This is a genomic window from Arenimonas oryziterrae DSM 21050 = YC6267 (assembly GCF_000420545.1).
Classification (GTDB): domain Bacteria; phylum Pseudomonadota; class Gammaproteobacteria; order Xanthomonadales; family Xanthomonadaceae; genus Arenimonas; species Arenimonas oryziterrae.
In genome coordinates this window covers 35,545-56,578 of record NZ_ATVD01000001.1, presented here as the reverse complement: position 1 = coordinate 56,578, position 21,034 = coordinate 35,545, and the positions used below count along the sequence as shown (strand labels likewise).

The 21,034-nt window shown below is 65.0% G+C and carries 22 protein-coding genes; 16 read left to right on the top strand and 6 right to left on the bottom strand.

The features are described from left to right. Positions 1-3: 3 nt before the first annotated feature. From G467_RS0100240 to G467_RS0100225, 4 genes are all read left to right on the top strand, one after another. Positions 4-1,572, top strand: a complete 1,569-nt coding sequence (locus G467_RS0100240) for an EAL domain-containing protein (protein WP_022967722.1) — start codon at positions 4-6, stop codon at positions 1,570-1,572. 49 nt (positions 1,573-1,621) lie between these two features. Continuing rightward, positions 1,622-2,251, top strand: coding sequence for a hypothetical protein (locus G467_RS0100235; RefSeq protein WP_022967721.1), 630 nt, complete (start codon positions 1,622-1,624; stop codon positions 2,249-2,251). An 81-nt stretch (positions 2,252-2,332) separates the two neighbouring features. Continuing rightward, the gene (locus tag G467_RS0100230) at positions 2,333-2,722 is read left to right on the top strand and encodes an MAPEG family protein (protein WP_022967720.1); all 390 of its coding nucleotides are present in this window, start codon (positions 2,333-2,335) and stop codon (positions 2,720-2,722) included. An 82-nt stretch (positions 2,723-2,804) separates the two neighbouring features. Then, positions 2,805-3,071 carry a DksA/TraR family C4-type zinc finger protein gene (locus G467_RS0100225; RefSeq protein ID WP_022967719.1) on the top strand — a complete coding sequence of 89 codons (267 nt, stop codon included), beginning with the start codon at positions 2,805-2,807 and terminating at the stop codon, positions 3,069-3,071. A gap of 556 nt (positions 3,072-3,627) precedes the next feature. On the opposite strand, the gene G467_RS0100220 is transcribed toward G467_RS0100225, so the two are convergent. The 3 genes from G467_RS0100220 to G467_RS0100210 all read right to left on the bottom strand — a co-directional run bounded on the left by G467_RS0100220 (position 3,628) and on the right by G467_RS0100210 (position 5,980). Continuing rightward, positions 3,628-3,999, bottom strand: coding sequence for a hypothetical protein (locus tag G467_RS0100220; protein ID WP_022967718.1), 372 nt, complete (start codon positions 3,997-3,999; stop codon positions 3,628-3,630). After that, positions 3,996-4,523: a bactofilin family protein gene (locus G467_RS0100215; protein ID WP_022967717.1), complete on the bottom strand. Its 528-nt coding sequence runs from the start codon at positions 4,521-4,523 to the stop codon at positions 3,996-3,998. Before G467_RS0100215 ends, G467_RS0100220 begins: the two co-directional genes overlap by 4 nt. 734 nt (positions 4,524-5,257) lie before the next feature. Continuing rightward, positions 5,258-5,980 (bottom strand): rRNA pseudouridine synthase, encoded by a 723-nt coding sequence (locus tag G467_RS0100210; protein WP_022967715.1) that lies wholly within the window; start codon positions 5,978-5,980, stop codon positions 5,258-5,260. A 224-nt stretch (positions 5,981-6,204) separates the two neighbouring features. Here G467_RS0100210 and G467_RS0100205 point away from each other — a divergent pair, with 224 nt between their 5' ends. The 3 genes from G467_RS0100205 to G467_RS0100195 all read left to right on the top strand — a co-directional run bounded on the left by G467_RS0100205 (position 6,205) and on the right by G467_RS0100195 (position 9,204). Beyond that, a complete protein-coding gene (locus G467_RS0100205; RefSeq protein ID WP_022967714.1) occupies positions 6,205-7,197 on the top strand; it encodes an LLM class flavin-dependent oxidoreductase in 993 nt (330 codons plus the stop codon). 80 nt (positions 7,198-7,277) lie between these two features. Then, positions 7,278-8,282: a GGDEF domain-containing protein gene (locus tag G467_RS0100200; protein WP_022967713.1), complete on the top strand. Its 1,005-nt coding sequence runs from the start codon at positions 7,278-7,280 to the stop codon at positions 8,280-8,282. A 61-nt stretch (positions 8,283-8,343) separates the two neighbouring features. Continuing rightward, a complete protein-coding gene (locus G467_RS0100195) occupies positions 8,344-9,204 on the top strand; it encodes a PA4780 family RIO1-like protein kinase (protein ID WP_022967712.1) in 861 nt (286 codons plus the stop codon). A 9-nt stretch (positions 9,205-9,213) separates the two neighbouring features. Here G467_RS0100195 and G467_RS0100190 read toward each other — a convergent pair whose 3' ends face one another. The 3 genes from G467_RS0100190 to G467_RS0100180 are packed head-to-tail and all read right to left on the bottom strand — an operon-like array spanning position 9,214 to position 11,486. Beyond that, complete coding sequence (locus G467_RS0100190) at positions 9,214-9,426, bottom strand: hypothetical protein (RefSeq protein WP_022967711.1); 213 nt, start codon at positions 9,424-9,426, stop codon at positions 9,214-9,216. A gap of 43 nt (positions 9,427-9,469) precedes the next feature. Then, positions 9,470-10,240, bottom strand: coding sequence for a LytR/AlgR family response regulator transcription factor (locus tag G467_RS0100185; RefSeq protein ID WP_026802210.1), 771 nt, complete (start codon positions 10,238-10,240; stop codon positions 9,470-9,472). Continuing rightward, positions 10,233-11,486: a sensor histidine kinase gene (locus tag G467_RS0100180; protein ID WP_022967709.1), complete on the bottom strand. Its 1,254-nt coding sequence runs from the start codon at positions 11,484-11,486 to the stop codon at positions 10,233-10,235. The genes G467_RS0100185 and G467_RS0100180 overlap by 8 nt, the downstream gene beginning before the upstream one ends. Positions 11,487-11,679: 193 nt before the next feature. Between G467_RS0100180 and thpR the strand changes: the two genes are divergently transcribed. The 9 genes from thpR to G467_RS17210 all read left to right on the top strand — a co-directional run bounded on the left by thpR (position 11,680) and on the right by G467_RS17210 (position 21,027). Continuing rightward, positions 11,680-12,282, top strand: a complete 603-nt coding sequence (gene thpR, locus G467_RS0100175) for an RNA 2',3'-cyclic phosphodiesterase (RefSeq protein ID WP_022967708.1) — start codon at positions 11,680-11,682, stop codon at positions 12,280-12,282. Between the two features lie 80 nt (positions 12,283-12,362). After that, the gene (locus tag G467_RS0100170; protein ID WP_022967707.1) at positions 12,363-12,722 is read left to right on the top strand and encodes a DUF1428 domain-containing protein; all 360 of its coding nucleotides are present in this window, start codon (positions 12,363-12,365) and stop codon (positions 12,720-12,722) included. Positions 12,723-12,777: 55 nt separating this feature from the next. Beyond that, positions 12,778-14,184, top strand: a complete 1,407-nt coding sequence (locus tag G467_RS0100165; protein WP_022967706.1) for a M64 family metallopeptidase — start codon at positions 12,778-12,780, stop codon at positions 14,182-14,184. A gap of 371 nt (positions 14,185-14,555) precedes the next feature. After that, a complete protein-coding gene (locus G467_RS0100160) occupies positions 14,556-15,977 on the top strand; it encodes a tetratricopeptide repeat protein (protein ID WP_022967705.1) in 1,422 nt (473 codons plus the stop codon). Between the two features lie 150 nt (positions 15,978-16,127). Then, positions 16,128-17,306 carry a GGDEF domain-containing response regulator gene (locus tag G467_RS14830; RefSeq protein ID WP_022967704.1) on the top strand — a complete coding sequence of 393 codons (1,179 nt, stop codon included), beginning with the start codon at positions 16,128-16,130 and terminating at the stop codon, positions 17,304-17,306. Between the two features lie 71 nt (positions 17,307-17,377). Then, positions 17,378-18,658 (top strand): tetratricopeptide repeat protein, encoded by a 1,281-nt coding sequence (locus G467_RS0100150; RefSeq protein WP_022967703.1) that lies wholly within the window; start codon positions 17,378-17,380, stop codon positions 18,656-18,658. A 17-nt stretch (positions 18,659-18,675) separates the two neighbouring features. Continuing rightward, the gene (locus G467_RS0100145; protein WP_026802208.1) at positions 18,676-18,858 is read left to right on the top strand and encodes an oxidoreductase-like domain-containing protein; all 183 of its coding nucleotides are present in this window, start codon (positions 18,676-18,678) and stop codon (positions 18,856-18,858) included. Positions 18,859-18,926: 68 nt separating this feature from the next. Continuing rightward, positions 18,927-19,745 (top strand): class I SAM-dependent methyltransferase, encoded by an 819-nt coding sequence (locus G467_RS0100140; RefSeq protein WP_022967702.1) that lies wholly within the window; start codon positions 18,927-18,929, stop codon positions 19,743-19,745. Between the two features lie 247 nt (positions 19,746-19,992). Further along, entirely contained in the window at positions 19,993-21,027 is a 1,035-nt protein-coding gene (locus tag G467_RS17210; RefSeq protein ID WP_051130356.1) for a GGDEF domain-containing protein, read from the top strand. The last annotated feature ends 7 nt before the right edge of the window (positions 21,028-21,034 follow it).

Below are 21,034 nucleotides of genomic sequence, written 5' to 3'. Positions count from 1 at the left end.
CGCATGCTGCGTCGGCGCCGCATCATGTTCGGCTCGGCGCTCGCGGCGCTGGTGGGCGTTGCGCTGTTGTTCGGGTCGATCGTCTGGTTTCTCTGGAACGAATCGGTCAACGCCGAAGAAGCCAATGCTGGCGGTCTCGCCGATGCCCTGGGCCGGCGCACCGAGCATATTTTCCTCGACACGCGCGACATGCTCGCAGGCTTCGATCATCTGACCGCCGAGCGCTGTTCGCCCGAACACCTGCGCGCCTTGCAGGACGCCGCCGTGTCGCGCCCGTATGTGCGAGCGATCGGCTACTGGCACGCGGCGCAACGGCAATGCGGCGTGGGATTCGTGCCCGGCGAGGGCCTCAAGCCCACGCGCGCCGACCGCATCTACGACACCGGCGTGATCGCCTGGTGGCCGAGTCCGCAGACCGATGTCGGCGGCGTGCAATTGTTCTTGATGCGCTTTGGCGACCACGACGTGGCGATCGACCCGAGCCTGCTACTTGACCTGGGGCCGATGGAGCGCCGGCAAGCAGGCCTGTGGGTGGAAAAACTGCGCATGGCCTCGAGCCCGGTCGGCGCGCAGTTGCCGCTGCCGGAAACCCTGCCCGTGGGCGTGACCATGGATCGAGCGCAGGGCCGCGTCGTCTCGCATTTCGCGCGCAATGGCCTGTTGCCGATCGATATCGTCGCCATCGAACCGATCGACGATTTCTGGCATCGCCACGCGCAGTCGCTGGCGATCGGCGCCGGCGTCGGGCTGGTGCTCGTGGCGGCGTGGATCTATCTGATCCTGCGTTATTCCCGCCATCAGCTCAGTCTCGCCACGGAGTTGCGCGATGCCCTCGCCGAAGGCGAGATCCGCGTGCACTACCAGCCGGTCATCGAACTCAAGACCGGTCGCTGCGTCGGCGCCGAAGCCCTGGCGCGCTGGGAGCGCGACGGCGGCGAGGCGGTGAGCCCGGATGTTTTCATTCCCGTCGCCGAAGAGTCGGGTCAGGTCCAGGATCTGACGATCGCGGTATTGCGCACCACGGTGCGCGAGATGCGCAAGGTGCTGAAGGAATTTCCCGCCATCAGCATCAACCTCAATCTCGCGCCGGACGATCTGAAAAACGACCGCATCGGGACCGAGGTCGCGCGTTGCCTGGAGATTGCCGGGCTACCGACGAATTCGCTGAAACTGGAGATCACCGAACGCGCCCTGGTCAACAGCGACACCTCGCGCGCGCTGATCCGGGCATTCCGCGATCGCGGGCACCAGGTGGCCGTGGACGATTTCGGTACCGGCTATTCCAGCCTTTCCTACCTGCAGAGTTTCGAGCTGGACGTGCTCAAGATCGACAAATCCTTCGTCGACGCGATCGGCACGGAGGCGGCGACCAGCCAGGTGATCGTTCACGTCATCGAGATGGCCAAGTCCCTAGGATTGGCGACGGTCGCCGAAGGTGTCGAAACACCCGATCAGGTGGTCTGGCTGCTGGCGCACGGAGTGTCGTACGGACAGGGCTTCATCTTCAGCAAACCCTTGCCTGCAGGAGCGTTCATTGAGTTCTTCCGCGCCAATCGTCGATCCCATCCCTGAGTCTGCGCCCCGGGGCCGTGCCCGTTATCGCTGGCTTCCTTTGCTCGCCATGACGATCCTGTGGATGTCGGCCTGCTCGACGATGCCCGCGCGTACACCGCCGCCGGCAACGCCGACGCCGCGGCCGCCGCCGGCAGTCGTGCCGGTCACCCCGGTCGCCGAGCCGGCGCCGGCCTTCGTCGTACTCGCGCCGGCCAGCTACGAGCAGGAAAAACGGCGCATCCGACAGACGCTGGGGAAAAACGATCGCGAAGCGCTGGCCGCGTCCGAGGTCGGCTATTACCTCGATGTGCTGCAAGGTCGTCTGCGGCAAGTCGCGGGCCGGAATGTCGTCGTCACGCGCAAGGGTGAGCGCCTCGTGCTCGATCTGTCGCGACAGGTGAGTTTCGAACCAACGGGATCGCAGCTGGGTCCGGGCACGCGCGAATCGATGGCGGCCCTGAACAAGGTGCTGGTTGAGTACCGGAATGTGCTCGTTTCGGTGCGGGTCAGCCCGGTGGATGCCGCGTCGCTGAGCAATCCGCGCCTGGCCGAACAGCGGGCGCTGTCATTGGCGCGGCAATTCGCCGATGCCGGCGTGGCGAACAAACGCATTGTCGTCGCGGGCGTGCCGGCGAAGCCGGGGCGTGCGAGTGCCACGCGCGTGGAACTGCAGCTCGAGCCGATCGTTCGTCCTTGAGCCGGTCTGTAGCGTAGGCTGGGCCGGGGCACGCCGCCGGGGAAGGCGACGTGGCGAACGCAATCACGACGGGAGGTAGGAATGAGCATCGAACTGAAGATGTTGGTGTGGGCGATGGTGCTGGGTCTGGTGCAGATCGGCCTGGCCGCGACACTGACCACGCAACAGCGTGGCCTGGGTTGGAATGCCGGCCCGCGCGATGGCGTGCCGCCACCGCTGACCGGCGTGGCCGGGCGGCTGGATCGGGCCTCGAAAAATTTCCTGGAGACGTTCCCGTTTTTCGCGGTCGCGGTGCTCCTGGTGACGCTGTTGCAGAAGAACGACGGGCAAACGGCGCTGGGTGCGCAGATCTATTTCTGGGCGCGGGTGGCCTACGTGCCGGTGTATGCGGCCGGCATTCCGTATCTGCGCACGGTGATCTGGGCGGCGGGGTTGGTGGGGCTGCTGATGGTCCTCAAACCTCTTTGGTGAACGCGGCTGGCCGCGGTTCAGCGGACCTTTTCGGGCGGAAGGCGTAAAATCGCCTTCCCCTTCAGGATTTGCGGAGACAGCCATGGCTACCGGCTGGGCCGGCGACGGCGCCGTGCAAGACCAGATCGATGCGACGATCAAGGACGGCATCAAGCGGGTGCGCAGCCAGCTGCCGCAAGGCCCGGGACTGCTGCGCTGCGAAGACTGCGACGAAAAAATTCCCGCGGCACGGCGCAAGGCTGTGCCGGGCGTGCGTCGCTGCGTTTCCTGTCAGGAAATCCACGATGCGGAAGGGGATGGGTTCAGTGGGTACAACCGGCGGGGGAGCAAGGATAGTCAGTTGCGCTGAGGGGAAGCTCGCATTCCGCAACGGTGTCGCGATTGGCGCCCTTGCGTCCGCGCTTCAAGTCGCCGCACGTTACCGGCTTGGTTGAATCGCGGACGCAAGGGCGCTTTGTCTGTTGAGGTACATCACAGCGGGAAAGCTGTGCTTGATGCCCTTGCTTTTCCCATAAATTTTCTGCGGTTGGTCTGGCGGTCTTGCCTGCGCAGTTCGACCAAGCCGGTAACGTGCGGCGACTCGAAATGCGCAGGCAAGACTGCCATTGCGATGGACGCTTTTGATCTTTTGATGATTCCAAGCTCGTACATCGATGCTGCGTCGCGATTGGCGCCCTCTCGTTCGCTCTCTGAACTGCCGCACGTTACCGGCTTGGTTGAATCGCGGACGCAAGGGCGCTCTGTCTGTTGAGGTACGCCACTGCGGAAAAGCATGGGCTGGTGCTTTTGCTTTTCCCATAAATTGTCTGCGGTTGGTCTGGCGGTCTTGCCTGCGCAGTTCGACCAAGCCGGTAACGTGCGGCGACTCGAAATGCGCAGGCAAGACCGCCCTTCGCGAAGAAAGCTCAGTGCCTTGTGCCGGCCTTCAGCGGTTTTTTGGATTTCACGGGCATCACTTCCACCGCGAGGGTGAACGTGCGCATTTCGTTGGGATTGATCGCGCCGACGCCGATGAGTTTGCGGGCGATTTCCTCGCCGCGATCGTTGCGGATCGAGACGACGACGTTGTATTCCCAGGGGTCGCCATCGGGCGGGTGGCGGATGCTGCCTTCGATGCGCAGCGGCGTCAGCGTGCCGGGGTCGGTCGCGATTGCGCCGGGCTCGAAGCGCAAATGATGCTTGCAGCCCGGACAGATCGCCGCGCTTTCGAGGATGGCTTCCTTGCAATGCGGGCACTCGCGGGTTGCCCCTGGAGTGCCCGGGCGCAGATTGCTCATGAGCTCGAACCGCTCTCCGCGTGGCCGCCATTGCGGCCGGACTTCCCGGCTTTGTCGTCCCAGCCGAAATCGGCCTGGCCGCGCATGCGGGCACCGGCGGCAACAGTCATTGAGGTGGCTTTGACGTCGCCGATGATGACGCCGGTCGCAAGCAGTTCGACACGCGAGGCGCTTTCGATATTGCCTTCGAGTTCGCCGGAGACCATGACTTTGTCGGCATGCACGCCGCCGGTGACCTTGGCGCCGGACTCGATGGTCAAGTCGCCCTGGACGTTGACGTCGCCCTTGAACTTGCCGTGGATGCGGACGCTGCCGGCGCCATCGATCTTGCCTTCGATGGTGATGTCGGCGGCGATGGTGGATTCCTTGCGCACGACGTCGGGCTCGGTACGCGCGGGCGGGGTGGGGGCGGCGCGGAAGGGTTCGGGTTCGGGCGGAACGAAACTGGGACGGTTGGCCTCTTTGGTGTCGGGCGCAGGCGTCGGTGCGGGCTTGGCGGGGGACTGATCTTTCCAGATGGACATGGCAGTGGCCTCTGAGCAGCGGGGGGCTTTCGAGGCTAACAGCCACAGCGGTCAACATGTAAGCACCGCTTCAGCTGGCGGTCAGCAAAAACGGCTGTTTGCGATGGGTTTTTAATGAAATATTTTCGGGTTCATTTAGGTGAACACGATTTCTTGGCTTGGCATGATGTTTCGGCTCGCAGCGTGCACATCGATGCTGCGTCGCAGAAAGCGCCCTTGTGCTCGCGCTTCAAGTCGCCGCACGTTACCGGCTTGGTTGAATCGCGAGCACAAGGGCGCTAGACCGGATGAGGTACATCATTGCTTACAAAACCGTCGGTTTTTCATTCAATTTTCTACGGTTGGTCTGGCGGTCTTGCCTGCGCAGTTCGACCAAGCCGGTAACGTGCGGCGACTCGAAATGCGCAGGCAAGACCGCCTTCGCCATGGACGATTTTGATCTCTTGATGATTCCAAGCTCGCACATCGATGCTGCGACGCTGAGGGCGCCCTTGTGCTCGCGCTTCAAGTCGCCGCACGTTACCGGCTTGGTTGAATCGCGAGCACAAGGGCGCTCGATCGGTTGAGGTACATCACGGCGGGAAAGCTCTGCTTGATGCTTTTGCTTTTCCCATAAATTTTCTGCGTTTGGTCGAGCGGGCTTGCGTTCGCGCTCCGACCAAGCCGGTACCGTGCGGCGACTCGGAGCGCGAATGCAAGACCGCCTACGGCGAAAGCCCCGCTCTACAACCGCTCTACAACCGCTCGTTCCCAGGCAGATAGCGCCATTGGCCGATGGGCATCTTGGCGAGCGAGACGCGGCCGATGCGCAGGCGTTTGATCGAGACGACCTGCAGGCCGACTTCGGCGCACATCGCGGTGATCTGGCCGTCGCGGACACCTTTCATGGCGAAGCGCAGGCGGGTTTCGTTTTGCCAGCTGACTTTCGCCGGCGCGGGCGCGCGGCCCTGGTAGTGCAGGCCGAGGGCGAGCTGGCGCAGGCCGTAGGGTTTGATTTCGCCGGCGACTTCGACGACGAATTCCTGTTCGATGCGATCGGCGTCTTCGCCGATGCGGCGCAGGAGTCGGCCGTCCTGGGTGTAGACGAGCAGGCCGCTGGCGTCGCGTTCGAGGGGCATGACGGCCGTCTGGCGGGCGAAATGCCGGCGCAGGAAACGGATGCCGGTGGGGTCGTCCTGCCAGCGCGAATCGGCATTCAACAGCGGCGCCGCCGGTTGCGGGCCGTCGACGGAGTCGAAGCCGGAGGGCTTGTGCAGCAGCAGGGTGGCCGGTTCGGTGGGTGCGAGTTGGGCGTTCGCATCGAGTTCGACCTGTTGCCCGGACACCATGAACTGCGGTTCGTCGATCAGTTCGCCGTCCACGCGCACCCAGCCGCCCTCGATGTATTGCTCGGCCTCCAGGCGCGAGCAGCCGGTCAGTTCGATGACGCGTTTGGCGAGGCGAACCGGATCGGACATGGGGGAAACCTGTGGGAATGTTCGTCAGTGTAAGCGCATGACTGCCGGAGGGCGTCGCGTTGGCGCCCTTGCGCCCGCGTTTCGAGTCGCCGCACGTTACCGGCTTGGTCGAAACGCGGACGCAAGGGCGCTGGACCGTTCGTCGCAAGCCTGGTCTAGGCCCGGCGATTGTGTCGTGTGGGTTCGACCCCATGTAGGAGGCTCCCGTGTTCGTGGGGCTTTGCATGATTCCCTTGTCCATCCTCGATCTCGCGCCGGTCACCGTGGGCAGTACGCCGACGCAGACCTTCGCCAATACGCTCGAACTCGCGCAGGCGGGCGAGCGGCTGGGGTATCGCCGGTACTGGCTGGCCGAGCATCACAACATGCCCGGCATCGCGAGTGCGGCGACGGCGGTGTTGATCGGCCATGTCGCTGGCGGGACGTCGACGATTCGTGTCGGGGCCGGCGGCATCATGCTGCCCAACCACGCGCCGCTGCAGGTCGCCGAACAATTCGGCACGCTGGCATCGCTGTATCCGGGGCGCATCGATCTGGGACTGGGTCGCGCGCCCGGCACCGATCAGGCGGCCACGCGCGCGCTGCGTCGCTATTACCAGGGCGCGGATGAATTTCCGGCCGATGTCGTCGAACTCCTGCGCTATTTCGAACCGGCCACCGACGACCAGCCGGTGCGTGCCGTACCGGGTGCCGGCACGGACGTGCAAGCATGGATCCTCGGATCGAGTCTTTTCGGCGCGCGCCTGGCCGCTGCCCTGGGACTGCCGTATGCCTTCGCCTCGCATTTCGCGCCGGAGGCGCTTGATGAGGCGATCGCGCTCTACCGCCGTGAATTCCAGCCGTCGGCGCGCCTGTCGACGCCCCACGTCATGCTGGCGCTGAACGTGGTCGCCGCCGACGACGACGCTGAGGCCGCGCGTCTTTTCACCACGCAGCAGCAGGCATTCGTGAACCTGCGCCGCGGCCGGCCGGGACTCATACCACCGCCGTTGGCCTCGGCCGGGGCGATCCGCGAATTCTGCACGCCGGTGGAGAAGGCCGGCGTCGACCGGGCGCTGGCCTGTGCCGTGGTCGGTGCGCCGGACACGGTACGCGCGGGTATCGCCGCGTTCGTCGCACGTCATCGCCCGGACGAGCTTCTGCTCACGGCGAACATCTTCGATCACGCCGCGCGACTGCATTCGTTCGCGCTGGCGATGCAGGCCCTGTCGGCCTGAACCGGGGTTGGTCGAGGGCCGGGCTGGGATTCGCCGCTTCTTTAGGCGTAGGCTAGGGGCAAGCCACCCGGGGGGGAGGGATGCGCGCACTGGTGCAGAGGCTGCGGACCGACTTCCAGCTGACGATCATCACATCGTTCGGCGGCGCGGCCTTGTTCGGCATCCTGCCTTTCGCGGTCTACCGGTTCGTCAGCGGCAACGCGGTCGCCGGTACGCTCGATCTCGCCATCGTCATCAGCATTCTCGCCGCGGTTGCGCATGCCTGGCGCAACGAGGACCGGCGTGCGGCAAGCCTGTTCGTCGCCATCGTGAACACGGTCGGCTGTCTGGCCAGCGCGACGGTGCTCGGTCCGCCGGGGCTGTACTGGATGTATCCGGCGCTGCTGGGGAATTTCCTGCTGCTCAGCCGCAACGTCGCCGTGCTGGTGACGGCGATCGCGATGCTGATCCTGACCGTGCAGCACCGGGCTTACGATTCCAATATGCAGCTGGCGATGTTCCTGGCTACGGCGGCGGTGTCGGGCATGGTCGCATTCGTGTTCGCGTACCGCACCGAGACGCAGCGCGAGCAGCTGGAACTGCTCGCCACGCTCGACCCGCTGACGGGCATGCAGAACCGGCGCGCGATGGAACGCGAATTGCAGCTGGCGGTGGAGATCAGCAAACGCGACGGCTCCGCCTTCGGATTGGCGATGCTCGATCTGGATCATTTCAAGCGCATCAACGACCACTACGGCCACGAGGCCGGCGACGAGGTGCTGGTGCGCTTCGCCGGTCTGATCCGCGACTGCACGCGCAAGGCCGATCGTTGCTTCCGTTTTGGTGGCGAGGAATTCGTCCTGCTCATGCCCGGCACCGATGCCCAGGCCCTGCTGGCGATCGACCGGCATGTGCGCGTGCGCATCGCCGACCGCCTGCGCTGCGACGACGGCCCGGTGACGGTGTCGATCGGCGGTGCCGCCCTGCGTCGCGGCGAAGACTGGCAGTCGTGGCTCGCGCGTGCGGATGCGGCGCTGTACCGGAGCAAGAGCGAAGGCCGCAACCGCACGATCGTCGACGAAGCCCGCTGGGAGCCCACCGCGTAGGTCCGCCCCCGGGAAACAGGTCATAATGGCCGCCCCCTGTTTGCGAACCGCGCCGTCCCTGATGAAAACCCCCAAGGGTCTGCAGCCCCTGATCGATGACGGTGTGATCGACGAGGTGCTGCGGCCGCTCAAGAGCGGCAAGGAAGCGTCGGTTTACGTCGTGCGCGCCGGTGACGACATTCGTTGCGCGAAGGTCTACAAGGACATGGCGCAACGCAGTTTCCAGGCGCGCGTGCAATACCAGGAAGGGCGCAAGGTCCGCGGCAGCCGCGAGACCCGCGCGATCGGCAAGGCGACCAAATTCGGTCGCCGCGAGCAGGAAACCGCCTGGAAGAACACCGAAGTCGACGCGCTCTATCGCCTGGCCGATGCCGGCGTCTGCGTGCCGCGGCCGTACGGCTATTTTCACGGCGTGCTGGTCATGGCCCTGGTCACCGACGAAAACGGCCACAGCGCGCCGCGCCTGGGCGAAGTCGAATTGACGCCGGAACAGGCGCGCGATTTCCATCGCGAGCTCATGGCCGACGTGGTGCGCATGCTTTGCCTGGGCCTGATCCACGGCGATCTGTCCGAATACAACGTGCTGGTCGCGCCCGACGGCCCGGTCATCATCGATTTTCCGCAGGTCGTCAGTGCCGCGGGCAACAACGCCGCGCGCACGATGCTGCTGCGCGACGTGCACAACCTGCGCGACTGCCTCGCCCGTTTCGCGCCCGAACTGGCGCTTACGCACTACGGCGAGGAAATGTGGGCCTTGTTCGAGCGCGGCGAGCTCAAGCCCGATGCCGTGCTGACCGGCGAGTTCGAATTCGACGAGCACAGCGCCGACGTGCAGTCGGTGATGATGTCGATCGAGGACGCGCGCCAGGAAGCGATCATCCGCCAGCAGGGCCGCGAAGCCGCCGCCGAAGACGCGTCCTAGCCGCGCCGCTCAGGCCTTGGCGAACCGGCAGGCCGGGGCGACCGGTTTCGCGCCATGCGTCAGGCAGTATTGGAAGCCTTTCGGCAGGTCGCGCAGTTCGTGCATGCGCCCCTTGGGAAGACTGAGTTCGCGGATCGCGCTGACGCGCGTCGTCTTTGACGGATCCAAATCGCAGGCGTTGAGATTGAGCACGAACAGCAGCAAGGCGAATAACTTGCGCATGGGAGTGTCCTTGAAGAATCGGTGGCCGAGGTGCCGCCTGCCGTCACATGCTGCGGAAAACCGCCATGAACGATTGGCTGACGGTCAGCGTTTCCGGACGGGACTTGAGCTTGATCAGGCTCTTGCCGGTGTCGTCGCGGGTGATGGCTTCGATGGCTTTGAGATTGACGATGGTGGCGCGGTGAATCTGCCGGAAGACCGCCGGATCCAGTGCATCGAGCAACTCGCGGATCGGCTTGCGCAACAGGGCTTCGCCAGCGGCGGTCATCACGACCGTGTATTTGTTGTCGGCGCGGAAATAAACGACATCCTCGATCATGATCAACCGGGTTTCCTTGCCGGTGCTGGCGGTGATCCAGCCCAGCGGCGGCGGTTTCGTTGCTGCCGGCAAAGCCGTCGCGAGCTGTTGCAACAAGGTGGTCAACGCGCCGGTGTCGGTTCTTCCGGCGGCGAGTCGTGACTTCAGGCGCTGCACGGTGGCGATCAGGCGTCCGCGTGCGATGGGCTTGAGCAGGTAGTCGACCGCGCCTTTGTCGAAGGCATCGATGGCGTACTGGTCGTAGGCCGTCACGAAGACTACTTCCGTCGTCGGGCTCGTTATCGGGATCGCGCCTGCAACCTCCAGGCCGGTCAGGCCGGGCATGCGGATGTCGAGGAACGCCACCTCAGGCTGGAAGGTTTCGATGGCGTCCAGCGCACTGCCGCCGTCGTCGCACTCGGCGACGATCTCGAGCTCGGGCCAGGTCTCGCGCAGCAGATCCACGAGGGCAGCGCGCAGCAGGTCTTCGTCTTCGGCGATCACACACTTAGGCATGATCGACTCCGTTCACCGGCAGGGTGATCGTGGCGGCGACGCCGCTGGGGAAATTCGCGACGATGACGAAAGACGCGGCATTGCCGTAGGAAAGACGCAGGCGCTCGCGCACGTTCTTGAGTCCGATGCCGGTGCCCTGGCTTTGACACTGGGCCGTGAAGCCCTGGCCGTCGTCGGCGACGGTGACGGCGATGCTGTCGTCGTTGCGCCGGGCGAGGATCCAGATCGTGCCGCCGCCGGTTTTCGGCTCCAGCCCGTGCTTGATGGCGTTTTCGACCAGGGTCTGCAGCATCATCGTCGGGAAGGGAATCGCGTGGAGCGAATCGGGAATCTCGATCTGCAAGGTCAGGCGGGCACCCATGCGGATCTTCAGGATGTCCAGATAGGCACGCGCCCGTTCGAGTTCCTCGCCCAGCGTCGACAGGGAATCATCGGTACGCGGCAGGGAATGACGCAGATAGGTGATCAGGTTACCGAGCATCTGGTCGGCCAGCGGCGGATCGCTGCGCGTGAGGTATTGCGCGCTCGCCAGCGTGTTGTAGAGGAAATGCGGTTCCACCTGTGCATGCAGCAGGCTGAGTTTGGCGACCGTCAGTTCTTTCTCGGTGACGGTCTGGCGCGCGCTGGCCTGCTCGCCGCGCCGGCGTTCGGAAACGCGGCGGGTGATCGCACGGGTGATGGCTTCGGCATTCTCGAGATTGGTGCCGTCGTCAACGCGGAACCAGTCGCTCCAGGCGCCAGCTTCGGGCTCGCAGATCAGGGTCAGGCTGCCGATGCCGTCGCCCGGCGTGACGGTCGCGAGGATCTGGTTGCGCGACGGTCCCCACCACATCCAGCGCGTGAGGCTGGCAGGTAAGTCGCCGTAAGGATCGACGCGTTTGATCTTGGCGCGGACCTGCAGGCTGTCGCGCGCACTTTCGATCTGTTCGGTGCCGGGCAGCTCGCGGATCGCCGCATCGAGCAGGTCGAAGGACTCACCGGCTTCGAACGGCACTTCGATCTTGCGCCGCTGGCGATTGGACAGGGTGCTGTTGTTGACCTCGCCGGCGATGAGACGCACGCGGCGGACATGCGAAAACGCCTTGGTAATCACCCAGATCATGACCACGGTCACGCTCAGCACGATCGGCCAGGGTGCGTCGTCGGTTCCCGGATTGGCGAGGCTGCCGATGAACATCGTCAGGAACATCAGCGGCATGAGCCAAGCGAAGGTCAGGCGGACAAGAAAGACGAAGCTGGAGATCATGCGGGCATGCCGGTGTCGGAACGTGGGGGCAGCATAGGAAGCCGATGGGACGGCGCCCAGCATGATGCGACGAAACCGGGCATGGGAAGACGGGACGGCCCGAAACGGGGGTGAAACAGATTCGAAAAGGGCCTGGGGCCGGGGTTCCATCTTGGCAACCGGTAAGATGCCGCGAATTCCCAATCGACTGCCCATGCCGCCCATCCATTCCCGCTGGACCCACGCCGCGCAGCAACCCGGTCTGTTCGGCGTCGAGGCAGCGCGGCCGATCCATCGCCTGTTCTTTGCGCTTTTTCCCGATGCGGCGGCCTCGGAGCGCATCGAGCGCGTCGCCGAAGAACTGCGACCGACCCTGTCGAGCCGCTGCCAGTGGGTCCGGCCCGAGCGCCGTCACCTGACCCTGCATTTTCTGGGCGAATACGACCCGCTGGCGGCAGACCAGGTCGCCGCGGCCAGCGCGGCGGCCGACAGCCTCGATCCGGTGTCGTTCGACGTTCGCCTCGATGCGCTCGGCAGTTTTCCGGGGCGTCGGCCGCCCTGTGTATTGCGCAGCCTCAGCGGCGACGCGCCCTTGCGTCATTTGTGGAAGGAACTGCATCACGCCCTCGTGCACGCGGGCTTCGCCGCGCAGCTGAGCGCGATTTTCGAACCGCACGTGACGCTTTGCTACGGTGACCGCGAGGCGGTCCCCCGGGCCATCGCGCCAATTTCCTGGCGCGCCCATGAACTCAGGCTCGTGCACAGCCTCGCCGACGAGCAGGCCTATCGGGAACTGGCGCGCTGGCCGCTCGCCTGAAGGCGGTTCCCGCACCGACTTGACCGCCATGCACGACAGGCGGACGCTGTCCGTGCAATCCATCCTTGGCAGGAGGACGTATGAGTTATGTCGATGGCTTTGTGGTGCCGGTTCCGACCAAGAATCTCGCGGCGTATCGCAAGCTGGCGCGCACGGCCGGCAAGGTCTGGCGCGATCATGGCGCCCTCGATTACAAGGAATGCGTTGCCGACGATGTTTCGCCCGGCAAGCACACCTCGTTCCCGCAGAGCGTCAAGCTCAAGCCCGGCGAAACGGTGGTCTTCTCCTGGATCGTCTACAAGTCGCGCGCGCACCGCGACAAGGTCAACAAGAAGGCGATGGCCGATCCGCGCCTGGCCTGCATGATGGATCCCAAATCCATGCCCTTCGACGGCAAGCGCATGTTCTGGGGCGGCTTCAAGGTTTTCGTATCGATCTGAGCGGGCTCGGCGGCGACGCCATCCAACCACCACAGACAGAGGGCAGGGCATGGGCATGAACGCGGCGGGTTTGAGATTCTGGCTGGCGCTGGTGTGTGCCCTGGCCAGCCCACTGGCGAATGCCGAAACCCCCGCGACACTGCGCGTGGATTTCCAGCACTCGGGCAATGCCCAGGCCGAACATTTCGCGCTCGAGCGCGTGGTCGTCGAGCCCTTGCCCTGGCCCGGCAATCCCGCGCATCCGCTCGACGACAGCAATCGCGGCATGAACCTGTTCGAAGTCAGCGATGCGAAAACCGGCCAGCTGCTGTACTCGCGGGGCTACAGCACGATCTTCGGCGAATGGCGTACGACCGACGAGGCCAGGACGGTCGACCGCGCTTTCCAGGAATCCCTGCGATTCCCGATGCCCGCGCAACCGGTGCGTGTCCGCGTGCTGGCCCGGGATGCGCAAAATGCCTTCGCCCCGGTCTGGTCGGTGGATATCGATCCGGCGGCGCTCGACGTCGTACGCGAGTTGCCGCCGGCGCCGGTGCAGCCCATCGCGATTCGCAACAACGGTCCGTCTGCGCAGAAGGTCGATCTGCTGATCATCGGCGATGGTTACACCGCAGCGGAAATGGGCAAGTTCGAAGCCGACGTGCGCCGGCTCAGCGATCATCTTTTTTCCGTCTCGCCGTTCAAGGAGCGCGCGAACGATTTCAACGTCTGGGCCCTGGCCGTGCCGACCGGCGCGTCCGGCGTGCCGCGTCCCTCGGAAGGCAAGAACACGCCGTCGGCGACGGGTGCGCGTTACGACATTTTCGGCAGCGAGCGCTACGTGCTCACGCTCGACAATCGTGCGTTCCGCGAGCTCGCGCAGTACGCGCCCTACGAATTCGTCGAGATTCTCGTCAACAACGTGACCTACGGCGGGGGCGGCATCTTCGGCCAGTTCAGCACGGCGGCCGCGAGCAACGACTGGGCGAATTATCTGTTCGTACACGAGTTCGGCCATCACTTCGCCGGTCTCGCCGACGAGTACTACACCTCCGCGGTCGCCTACCAGACCGGCGATGTGCGCCCCGAGCCCTGGGAGCCGAATGTCACGACCCTGCGCGATCCGGCCGCCCTCAAATGGAAGGAACACGTCGCCGCCGGTACGCCGCTACCGACAACTTGGCCAAAGGCCGCCTACGAAGCCTTCCAGCGCGACTATCAGAAGGAGCGCGCCGCCCTGCGCAAGGCGCAGCGTCCGGAATCGGAAATGAGCGCCCTGTTCCAGCGCGAACGCGCCTACACCAACAAACTGTTCTCGCCCGACCCCAACTACCGCGTGATTGGCGCATTCGAAGGCGCGAACTACGAAGCGCACGGCTACTACCGTTCGCAGATGCAGTGCCTGATGTTCGACCGATCCGATGCGTTCTGTCAGGTGTGCCGGGATGCGGTCAGCACGATCATCGATTTGTATTCGCGGTGAACGCTGCCTTTTCATGCGTCTCGTCGGCGACGACAAGAACGGTAACTGGCCGAAGATCTTGCCTGGGTTTCGGAAACAAAGCGTGAGGCGGTTGGCAGAACTGCATGCGCCGGGATGGCGTTCCTTGGAACGGCCGTCATCCTCAGGCACTCTGGCGGCCTTGTTCCGCGCCGGAGAGCGTGTCAGTGAATTTTCCACGATCGACCACGCGGCATCGCTTCCTGTTCTGCATTTCTTGGACAGTGCTGATCGCTGCCTCGGGATGTAGCGCCCAATCATCCTCCGGCAATCCCTTGGCGGCTCCCGCGGCTCCCGCGGCACCCGCTGTCGTGCCGCTAGTCAGACAGGTCAGTCCCACACCGCCGCCGGCCGTGGCGGAGTTTTTCGCAAAGGCCAAGGCCGCCGATGCGCTAGCGGACCCCCTCGAACGCTGCCTGGCCTATCCCGATCTTCCCGGCAACGCGTGGCCTCGCGATCTGGCCAAGGCGAGCTGCGAAATGGTTTTCGGCCGCGAGATCACATTGTCGGAGATCGACGGCTATCTGGATCGCAAGGCACTGGCCGAACTCGACGCCATCTATCGCGGGTACATGGAACGCCATTTCTCGCACGACGATTTCGACGAGTCGATTCACGGCGCGCTGCTCCATCCCGGCGATGCCGGTGATTTCGATCGAACGACCGCCCGTTGGCTGGAGATGGCGCCGCAGAGTGCCTTCGCCCTGGCTTCGCGTGCCGAGTACCTGCGCCTGCAGGCGCACGGGGCTCGAGGAGGAGAGCTGGCGTCGAAAACGCCAAGGGAAAACTTCCGACGAATGAGCGAGTACGTCGGTCAGGCGATCGAATTGAACTATCGCGCTTTGGCGATCGAGCCGAGACTGATGCAGTCCTATGCGGGGCTGATCGATCTGGGCAAGCTCGATTCCCGGCCGGACGTCGTCATGGATGCCGTGCAGAAGGGCCGCAAACAGGATCCCTGGTGCCGGGCGATCACCGGCTACCTGATGGAGTCGTTGGAGCCTCAATGGGGCGGCAGCCTGGAGGAAATGATGGCGCTGTCTGCGGAACTGCAGCCGCATGTCGCCGAGAGGCCTTTGCTCGCTCTCAATACCATCTGGCCACAGGTGACCATCGCCGAAAGATTGTTGGAACAAAGGCGGTATGCCGAGGTCATCGCCCTGCTCGAGCCGTTGATCAGGACGTCCACGCATACGGAGCTGACCATACATACTGGCGAGGCCATGCTGCTATCGGGAAGTCCCGACCGATGGACGACGGCGATGTATCTGCTGGAGGCGACGCGATTTGGGTCGCGCGAAAGTTTCCATCAACTGATGTTGGCCAATGCGCTCGTCAACGCCCACGAAATCGAGTGGGCTGCCAAGGTGATCGCTCCCTTGCCTGGGATGCCGGATATGGATACCGAGGACCAGTATCTCCTGGGCGATCTGTTCTTCCGCTTGGGGAAAAACGAAGCGGCGGAAAAAGCGTTTCTCATCGCATCGAAGGATCCCAAATTCGCTGAGCTGGCGCCGCTTCAGGTGGTCAGGATGATGTTTCAGTCGGGCCAGGCCGAAAGGGGGTGGGCGCAGGTGACGCGCCTCAACGCCGATTTCCCCGGCCTCGCAGAAGGCTGGCTGCTGCGAGGGCAGTTGGCCGTGGTGCGCGGCGACAAGAAAGAGGCGATGACGGCTTTCCGCAAGGCGATCGAAACCGTCGATCTGAACAAGCCCGATGATGAATTCGTGGCCCATCAAGCGGAATCCGGCCTGCGCGGACTGCAAGCGAAATAGCGGGTGCCACCACCGTGCGGGCCCGCCCCGGCGGGATGAGAAGGGCGTCGCAAACGGCCGCCCCGGGTTTGGTTTAGATTGGACCCCTGCGCGGGCCCCGGCCCGTGGCAGGCCGCAGTTCGACCCCGACCCCCCGCCGGCGAGAAACCGATGAGCGACGAGGCAAGTACCAAGACGCGGGTCCTCGTCGTCGACGACTCCAAGCTCATGCAGAAAGCCGCCATGAAGATGCTGGGCGGCGAGTTCGACATCGTCATCGCCAACGACGGGTTGGAAGCCTGGGCCCAGCTCGAGGCGGACGACAGCATCCAGGTCGTATTCACCGATCTGACCATGCCGCGCTGCGACGGTTACGAACTGCTGCGCATGATCCGCGCTGCCGGCGACACCGGTCTGAGCCATCTGCCGGTCATCGTCGTCACCGGCGCGGAAAACGACGAATCGGCGCGCCTGCAGGCCCTGAACGGCGGCGCCACCGATTTCATCACCAAGCCTTTCACCAGCGTCGATCTGCTCGCGCGGGCGCGTGCGCATGCCAACTACCAGCGCATCACCAAACAGCTGCAGGCGCAGACCACGCTCGATGCCCTGACCGGGCTCGCGAACAAGTCTGGGTTCCTCGAGCGGCTGCAGCAGGACATCGCGTACGCGCGGCGTCACGACCATTTGCTGACGCTCGTCTGCCTGGAAATCGATGGCTTCCGCGATATTTTTCTCAAGCGCGGTAAAACCGTCGCCGAACCGTTGGCGGTGCATGTCGCGCGCCTGCTGCGCGAGCGCATCCGCAAGGAAGACACCGCCGGCCGCATCGGTCTGGGCGGTTTTGCCTTGTCCTTGCCGGCGGGTAAGCCCGATGGCATCGAAGGTATGGTCGAGCGCCTGTGTGCGGAAATCGCCGCGCATCCACCCGAGGTCGACGGCGAGATCGTGCCGATCACCGTGAGTGCGGCGGTTTACAGTCCGGAGGTCCACCTCGGACCGACGGCGCCGGAAGCACTCGAACGTTGCCAGACCCAGCTGGAAGCGCGCCGCGCCGGAAAAGTCGCGCAGACGACCGAGAAAGCACCGGTCAAAGTGCCGGTCAAAGCCCCCGAACCGGCCGCCCCGGTCGCAGCCAAGGCGGTCGAAACACCCGCAGCCGCTCCCGCGCCGCCGGCAGCTGAGCCGGTCGCGCTCGATCCCTTGCTCGAGCAGGTGCGCCTGGGCAACAAACAGCCGGCACTGGAAAAAATGCCGCAGATCCTCAATCGCCTGTTGCCGATTTTCCGTCTGCTGTCGGCGAACCAGCGCGCCCAGCTCATTCAGTTCCTGCAACAGCTCAGCGGCTAGGCACCCATCGACCCCCGCGGTCGATTCGGGCACTCTGACGATCATCGAATGCCGTCCGAGATACCGCCGCAATGACGCCCCCGCGCCAACCCATCGCTCCGTTCTGGCAGCGATTCCCGCAGATCCTCGCCTATCCCTTCCACCTCGAGGTGCTGTTCCCGATCGCGATGCTCGCTGTCGGGCGCATGGTGCTGAATTTCCTGCCCATTCCCGGCTTTCTGGTGTCGCTGGTGTTCTGGATCATGGCGTTCAAGATCGCCGTGGAAGCCCTGGAGAACACCGCGCGCGGTCATCTCACGCCTGGCAAGGGCGGCAATTCCTGGGCGACCGATGGCGATGCGCGCGACCAGATCCTGCTGCTGGTGCTGTTCTTCTTCGCGCCGCTTGCGGTCGGCTACTGGATCAGCATCTGGGCGGCCCTGGCCGTGCTGCTGGTGGAAACGCTGGTGCTGCCGGCGGCCGTCGCCTTGCTCGCGATCGACAAGAGCCTTTGGTATGCGCTGAACCCGCAGGCCTGGTTCACCCTGATGCAACGCGTGGGCATGGGCTATGTCGTCGCGGTCGCGCTGATCTGGGTGCTGCAGATCGTCGTGGTGATCGCGAACGTCGTGCTGGCGTTCGCGCCGGGCTTCATCGCCGTCCCGGTCGGCAGTGTCATCACCTTGCTTGCGCTGGTGACGGGCTATCACCTGATCGGCTACCTGATCTACCAACATCATGTCGCGCTCGGTCTGGACCTGACCGAAACGATCGTGCGCCCGACCTTCGCCAATGCCGAAGAAGACGAGGCGATGCGGCAATCGCAGGTCGGGGTCGACCAGGGCGATCTCGACGCCGCGACGCGACCGCTGCAAACCTTGGTGATGGGCCGCGGCGCCACGGCCCCGATCCATGACCGCTATCGCAAGCTGCTGGTCGACCTGCGCGACGGCGAAAGGCTGTGCGAACACGGCCGCGTCTACATTCCGCAATTGATGGCGCAGGGCCAGGACAAGCGCGCCCTCGCGATCGCCGGCGAGTGCCTGGCCTACGATCCGGCCTTCGCGCTGACCCAGGCCGAAGACATCGTGCGTCTGGTCGCGCTGGCCGCGGAACGCGGGCAGAGCCAGGTCGCCGTGCGTCTTGCGCATGCCTTCGACAGCCGTTTCCCGCGCAGTCCCGATATCGTCGACGTGCAGTTGACTGTCGCGCGACTGTATTACGACAAGCTCGGCAAGGAAGCGGAGGCGCGCGTGTTGCTGGATACGCTCGCGGCCCGTTTCCCCGAGCATCCGCGCAGCGAGGACATTCGCAACATGCAGGCGACGGTGAACAGATTGCTGGCCATCACCGAGGGCCGGCCGGTCGCCTAGGTGCTGCTGCGATCGCCATGAGCGCCGATCCTCGCCCCTTGCCACCGCCGCCGCCGGATCCGGCCGATTGCTGCGGCAGCGGCTGCGTACGCTGCATCTTCGACCTCTACGACGACGCGTTGGCGCGTTACGACGCGCAACTGGCGCAATGGTTGACGCGACATCCCGACGCGGCGGCCGACGCAGATTCGATGCCCTGAGCGGGCGCTCGCCGGGACGCGGAGATTGCGCGACCATGCCGGCTCTGTCCCGCGACCGGAGCTCCGCCATGACCCAGGACCGCAATCCCCAGGCCGAACAGATGGGCGACGAGTCGATGGTGCGCAATCTCGCGCACCAGGCGCAGGCGATCTGGCCGCAGGAGTCGCCGCTGTTTGCGCGCTACGGGTTGTCGGGTCCCTTGCGCATTCTCGACCTCGGCTGCGGCACCGGCGAGATTTCGCGCCGCCTGGCCGCGCTCTATCCGCAGGCCAGTGTGCTCGGCATCGACATTCTCGAATCCAACCTGCGGCTCGCGCGCCGCGACAGCGCCGGACTCGGCGAGCAGGTGCGCTACGAGGTCGGCGATGCGTTCGCGCTGGCCAGTGACGACGCCACGTTCGATCTGGTCGTGTGCCGGCACATGTCGCAGGCGGTGCCGGATTTTCCGCTGGTGCTCAGCGAAATCAGTCGCGTGCTCAAGCCCGGCGGCTGGCTGCATCTGCTGTCGGAGGACTACGGCATGCTGCATATGCCGACCACCGTGTTCGACGCCGATCGTTTCTGGAACGCGAATGCCGTTGCTTTCCTGGGCAGCATCGGCTGCGACGGCCGCATCGGCCGGCACACGCCGCCCTTGCTCGAACGCGCGGGCTATCGCGAAATCGCGATGGACTATCTCACCGTCGACACCCTGCGCGTGCCGCGGGCGACCTTCGCCGGCATCATCCGCGCCTGGCGCGATGGCTACACCGAAGCGCTGGCCGGCGCCTCCGGCCGCCGCGCCGCGGAAGTCGCCGCCGACTTCGACACGATGATCCATGCGATCGAGACGGCGCCGGACTACGCGGTCTGGCATGTGCCGGTGGCGTCCGCGCGTCGGGTCTGATCGGCTTGCCCGGCTCAAGTGAGCTGCGATAACAAGGATAGGAACGATAACTTATCGGGTTGCCGTGGCGGCGCCGTGTGCGGCGCTGTGTTTGCGCCATTCTTCGGCAAACGGCTGATTTCAGCGGGTTTGATCGCTTTCGCTGCCTGGGCCTGCGACGGAATGCGCGCGTCGGTTTCCCGCGAAGCGCCGCTGGCAGTGGCGGCCGCTTGCGCTAGACTGTCCAGCTTGCCGGGGGAGGTCATAGATGCTGTCAATGCGCCGGGATTCGTTCTCGCTGCTGCGCGAAAGCATGCGCTGGCGGGTCGCGCTCGTCCTGGCGGTTCTGGTGACGGTATTGATGGTGGCACTGGGCACGCTCAATACGCGGCTCGGTTTGCAGGACACGGCCTTGCTCGCCTGGATGGTGCTCGGCGTATCGGCCAGCTGCACCGTCGCCTTGCTGGTGTTGCCGCGCGGCATCGGTGGCACGATTTTCTTCACCGCCATCGCGGCGCTGCTGGTCGGTGCGGTCGCCTTCGGTTACGAGCACGGCCGGCCGATGCAGCACTGGGCTTACATCCTGCCGCCGGTGCTGATTTTCCTGATGCGTTCCTCGCGCGCCCTGGTCGGCATGGTGATCTACGGCGTCTACGTGTCCTGGGTGACTTCAGCCCTGGTGCCGCTGATCGAGGTCGTGCGCTTCGCGAGCGGCTACGGCCTGCTCGTGTGCTTCATGTACACCTATGCGCTGCTGCAGGAACGCGCCGCGGCGATGCTGCGCTACCACTCCGATCACGACGCGCTCAGCAACTGCTTCAACCGCCGCACCTTCAACGAGGCCATCGCCGGCCTGACGGCATCGGGCGGCGATCGTCGCTGCACGTTCCTGCTCATCGACATCGATCATTTCAAGGCGATCAACGACCAGCATGGTCATCTGGTCGGCGACCGCGTGATCACCCAGGTCGCTGCCGAGCTCGGGCGCGTGCTCGATCCGGGCGTGCCCTTGTTCCGTTACGGCGGCGAGGAGTTCGCGATCATGCTCGCCGATGCCGACGAAGGCACCGGGCTGGCCTTGGCCGAGCGGCTGCGCGTGGCGATCGCCGGCAGCGACTTCGTCGGCGTGCTGGTCATGGTCAGCATCGGCGTGGCCGAGTGGCGCGCGAACCAGGGCAGTGTCGCCGCCGCGCTGGGTCGTGCCGATCGTGCGCTGTATGCGGCCAAGCGCTCGGGCCGCAATCGTGTGGTTGGCGATTCGGCGTCGGCGACCGTGCCGATCGCCGAGCGCGTCGAAGCCTAGTGTCGTT

Bases quoted from the DNA above. Each gene is read 5' to 3' on its own strand.
- G467_RS0100240 (WP_022967722.1), top strand. From the start codon at position 4: ATGCTGCGTCGGCGCCGCATCATGTTCGGCTCGGCGCTCGCGGCGCTG.
- G467_RS0100235 (WP_022967721.1), top strand. From the start codon at position 1,622: ATGACGATCCTGTGGATGTCGGCCTGCTCGACGATGCCCGCGCGTACA.
- G467_RS0100230 (WP_022967720.1), top strand. From the start codon at position 2,333: ATGAGCATCGAACTGAAGATGTTGGTGTGGGCGATGGTGCTGGGTCTG.
- G467_RS0100225 (WP_022967719.1), top strand. From the start codon at position 2,805: ATGGCTACCGGCTGGGCCGGCGACGGCGCCGTGCAAGACCAGATCGAT.
- G467_RS0100220 (WP_022967718.1), bottom strand. From the start codon at position 3,999: ATGAGCAATCTGCGCCCGGGCACTCCAGGGGCAACCCGCGAGTGCCCG.
- G467_RS0100215 (WP_022967717.1), bottom strand. From the start codon at position 4,523: ATGTCCATCTGGAAAGATCAGTCCCCCGCCAAGCCCGCACCGACGCCT.
- G467_RS0100210 (WP_022967715.1), bottom strand. From the start codon at position 5,980: ATGTCCGATCCGGTTCGCCTCGCCAAACGCGTCATCGAACTGACCGGC.
- G467_RS0100205 (WP_022967714.1), top strand. From the start codon at position 6,205: ATGATTCCCTTGTCCATCCTCGATCTCGCGCCGGTCACCGTGGGCAGT.
- G467_RS0100200 (WP_022967713.1), top strand. From the start codon at position 7,278: ATGCGCGCACTGGTGCAGAGGCTGCGGACCGACTTCCAGCTGACGATC.
- G467_RS0100195 (WP_022967712.1), top strand. From the start codon at position 8,344: ATGAAAACCCCCAAGGGTCTGCAGCCCCTGATCGATGACGGTGTGATC.
- G467_RS0100190 (WP_022967711.1), bottom strand. From the start codon at position 9,426: ATGCGCAAGTTATTCGCCTTGCTGCTGTTCGTGCTCAATCTCAACGCC.
- G467_RS0100185 (WP_026802210.1), bottom strand. From the start codon at position 10,240: ATGCCTAAGTGTGTGATCGCCGAAGACGAAGACCTGCTGCGCGCTGCC.
- G467_RS0100180 (WP_022967709.1), bottom strand. From the start codon at position 11,486: ATGATCTCCAGCTTCGTCTTTCTTGTCCGCCTGACCTTCGCTTGGCTC.
- thpR (WP_022967708.1), top strand. From the start codon at position 11,680: ATGCCGCCCATCCATTCCCGCTGGACCCACGCCGCGCAGCAACCCGGT.
- G467_RS0100170 (WP_022967707.1), top strand. From the start codon at position 12,363: ATGAGTTATGTCGATGGCTTTGTGGTGCCGGTTCCGACCAAGAATCTC.
- G467_RS0100165 (WP_022967706.1), top strand. From the start codon at position 12,778: ATGAACGCGGCGGGTTTGAGATTCTGGCTGGCGCTGGTGTGTGCCCTG.
- G467_RS14830 (WP_022967704.1), top strand. From the start codon at position 16,128: ATGAGCGACGAGGCAAGTACCAAGACGCGGGTCCTCGTCGTCGACGAC.
- G467_RS0100150 (WP_022967703.1), top strand. From the start codon at position 17,378: ATGACGCCCCCGCGCCAACCCATCGCTCCGTTCTGGCAGCGATTCCCG.
- G467_RS0100145 (WP_026802208.1), top strand. From the start codon at position 18,676: ATGAGCGCCGATCCTCGCCCCTTGCCACCGCCGCCGCCGGATCCGGCC.
- G467_RS0100140 (WP_022967702.1), top strand. From the start codon at position 18,927: ATGACCCAGGACCGCAATCCCCAGGCCGAACAGATGGGCGACGAGTCG.
- G467_RS17210 (WP_051130356.1), top strand. From the start codon at position 19,993: ATGCTGTCAATGCGCCGGGATTCGTTCTCGCTGCTGCGCGAAAGCATG.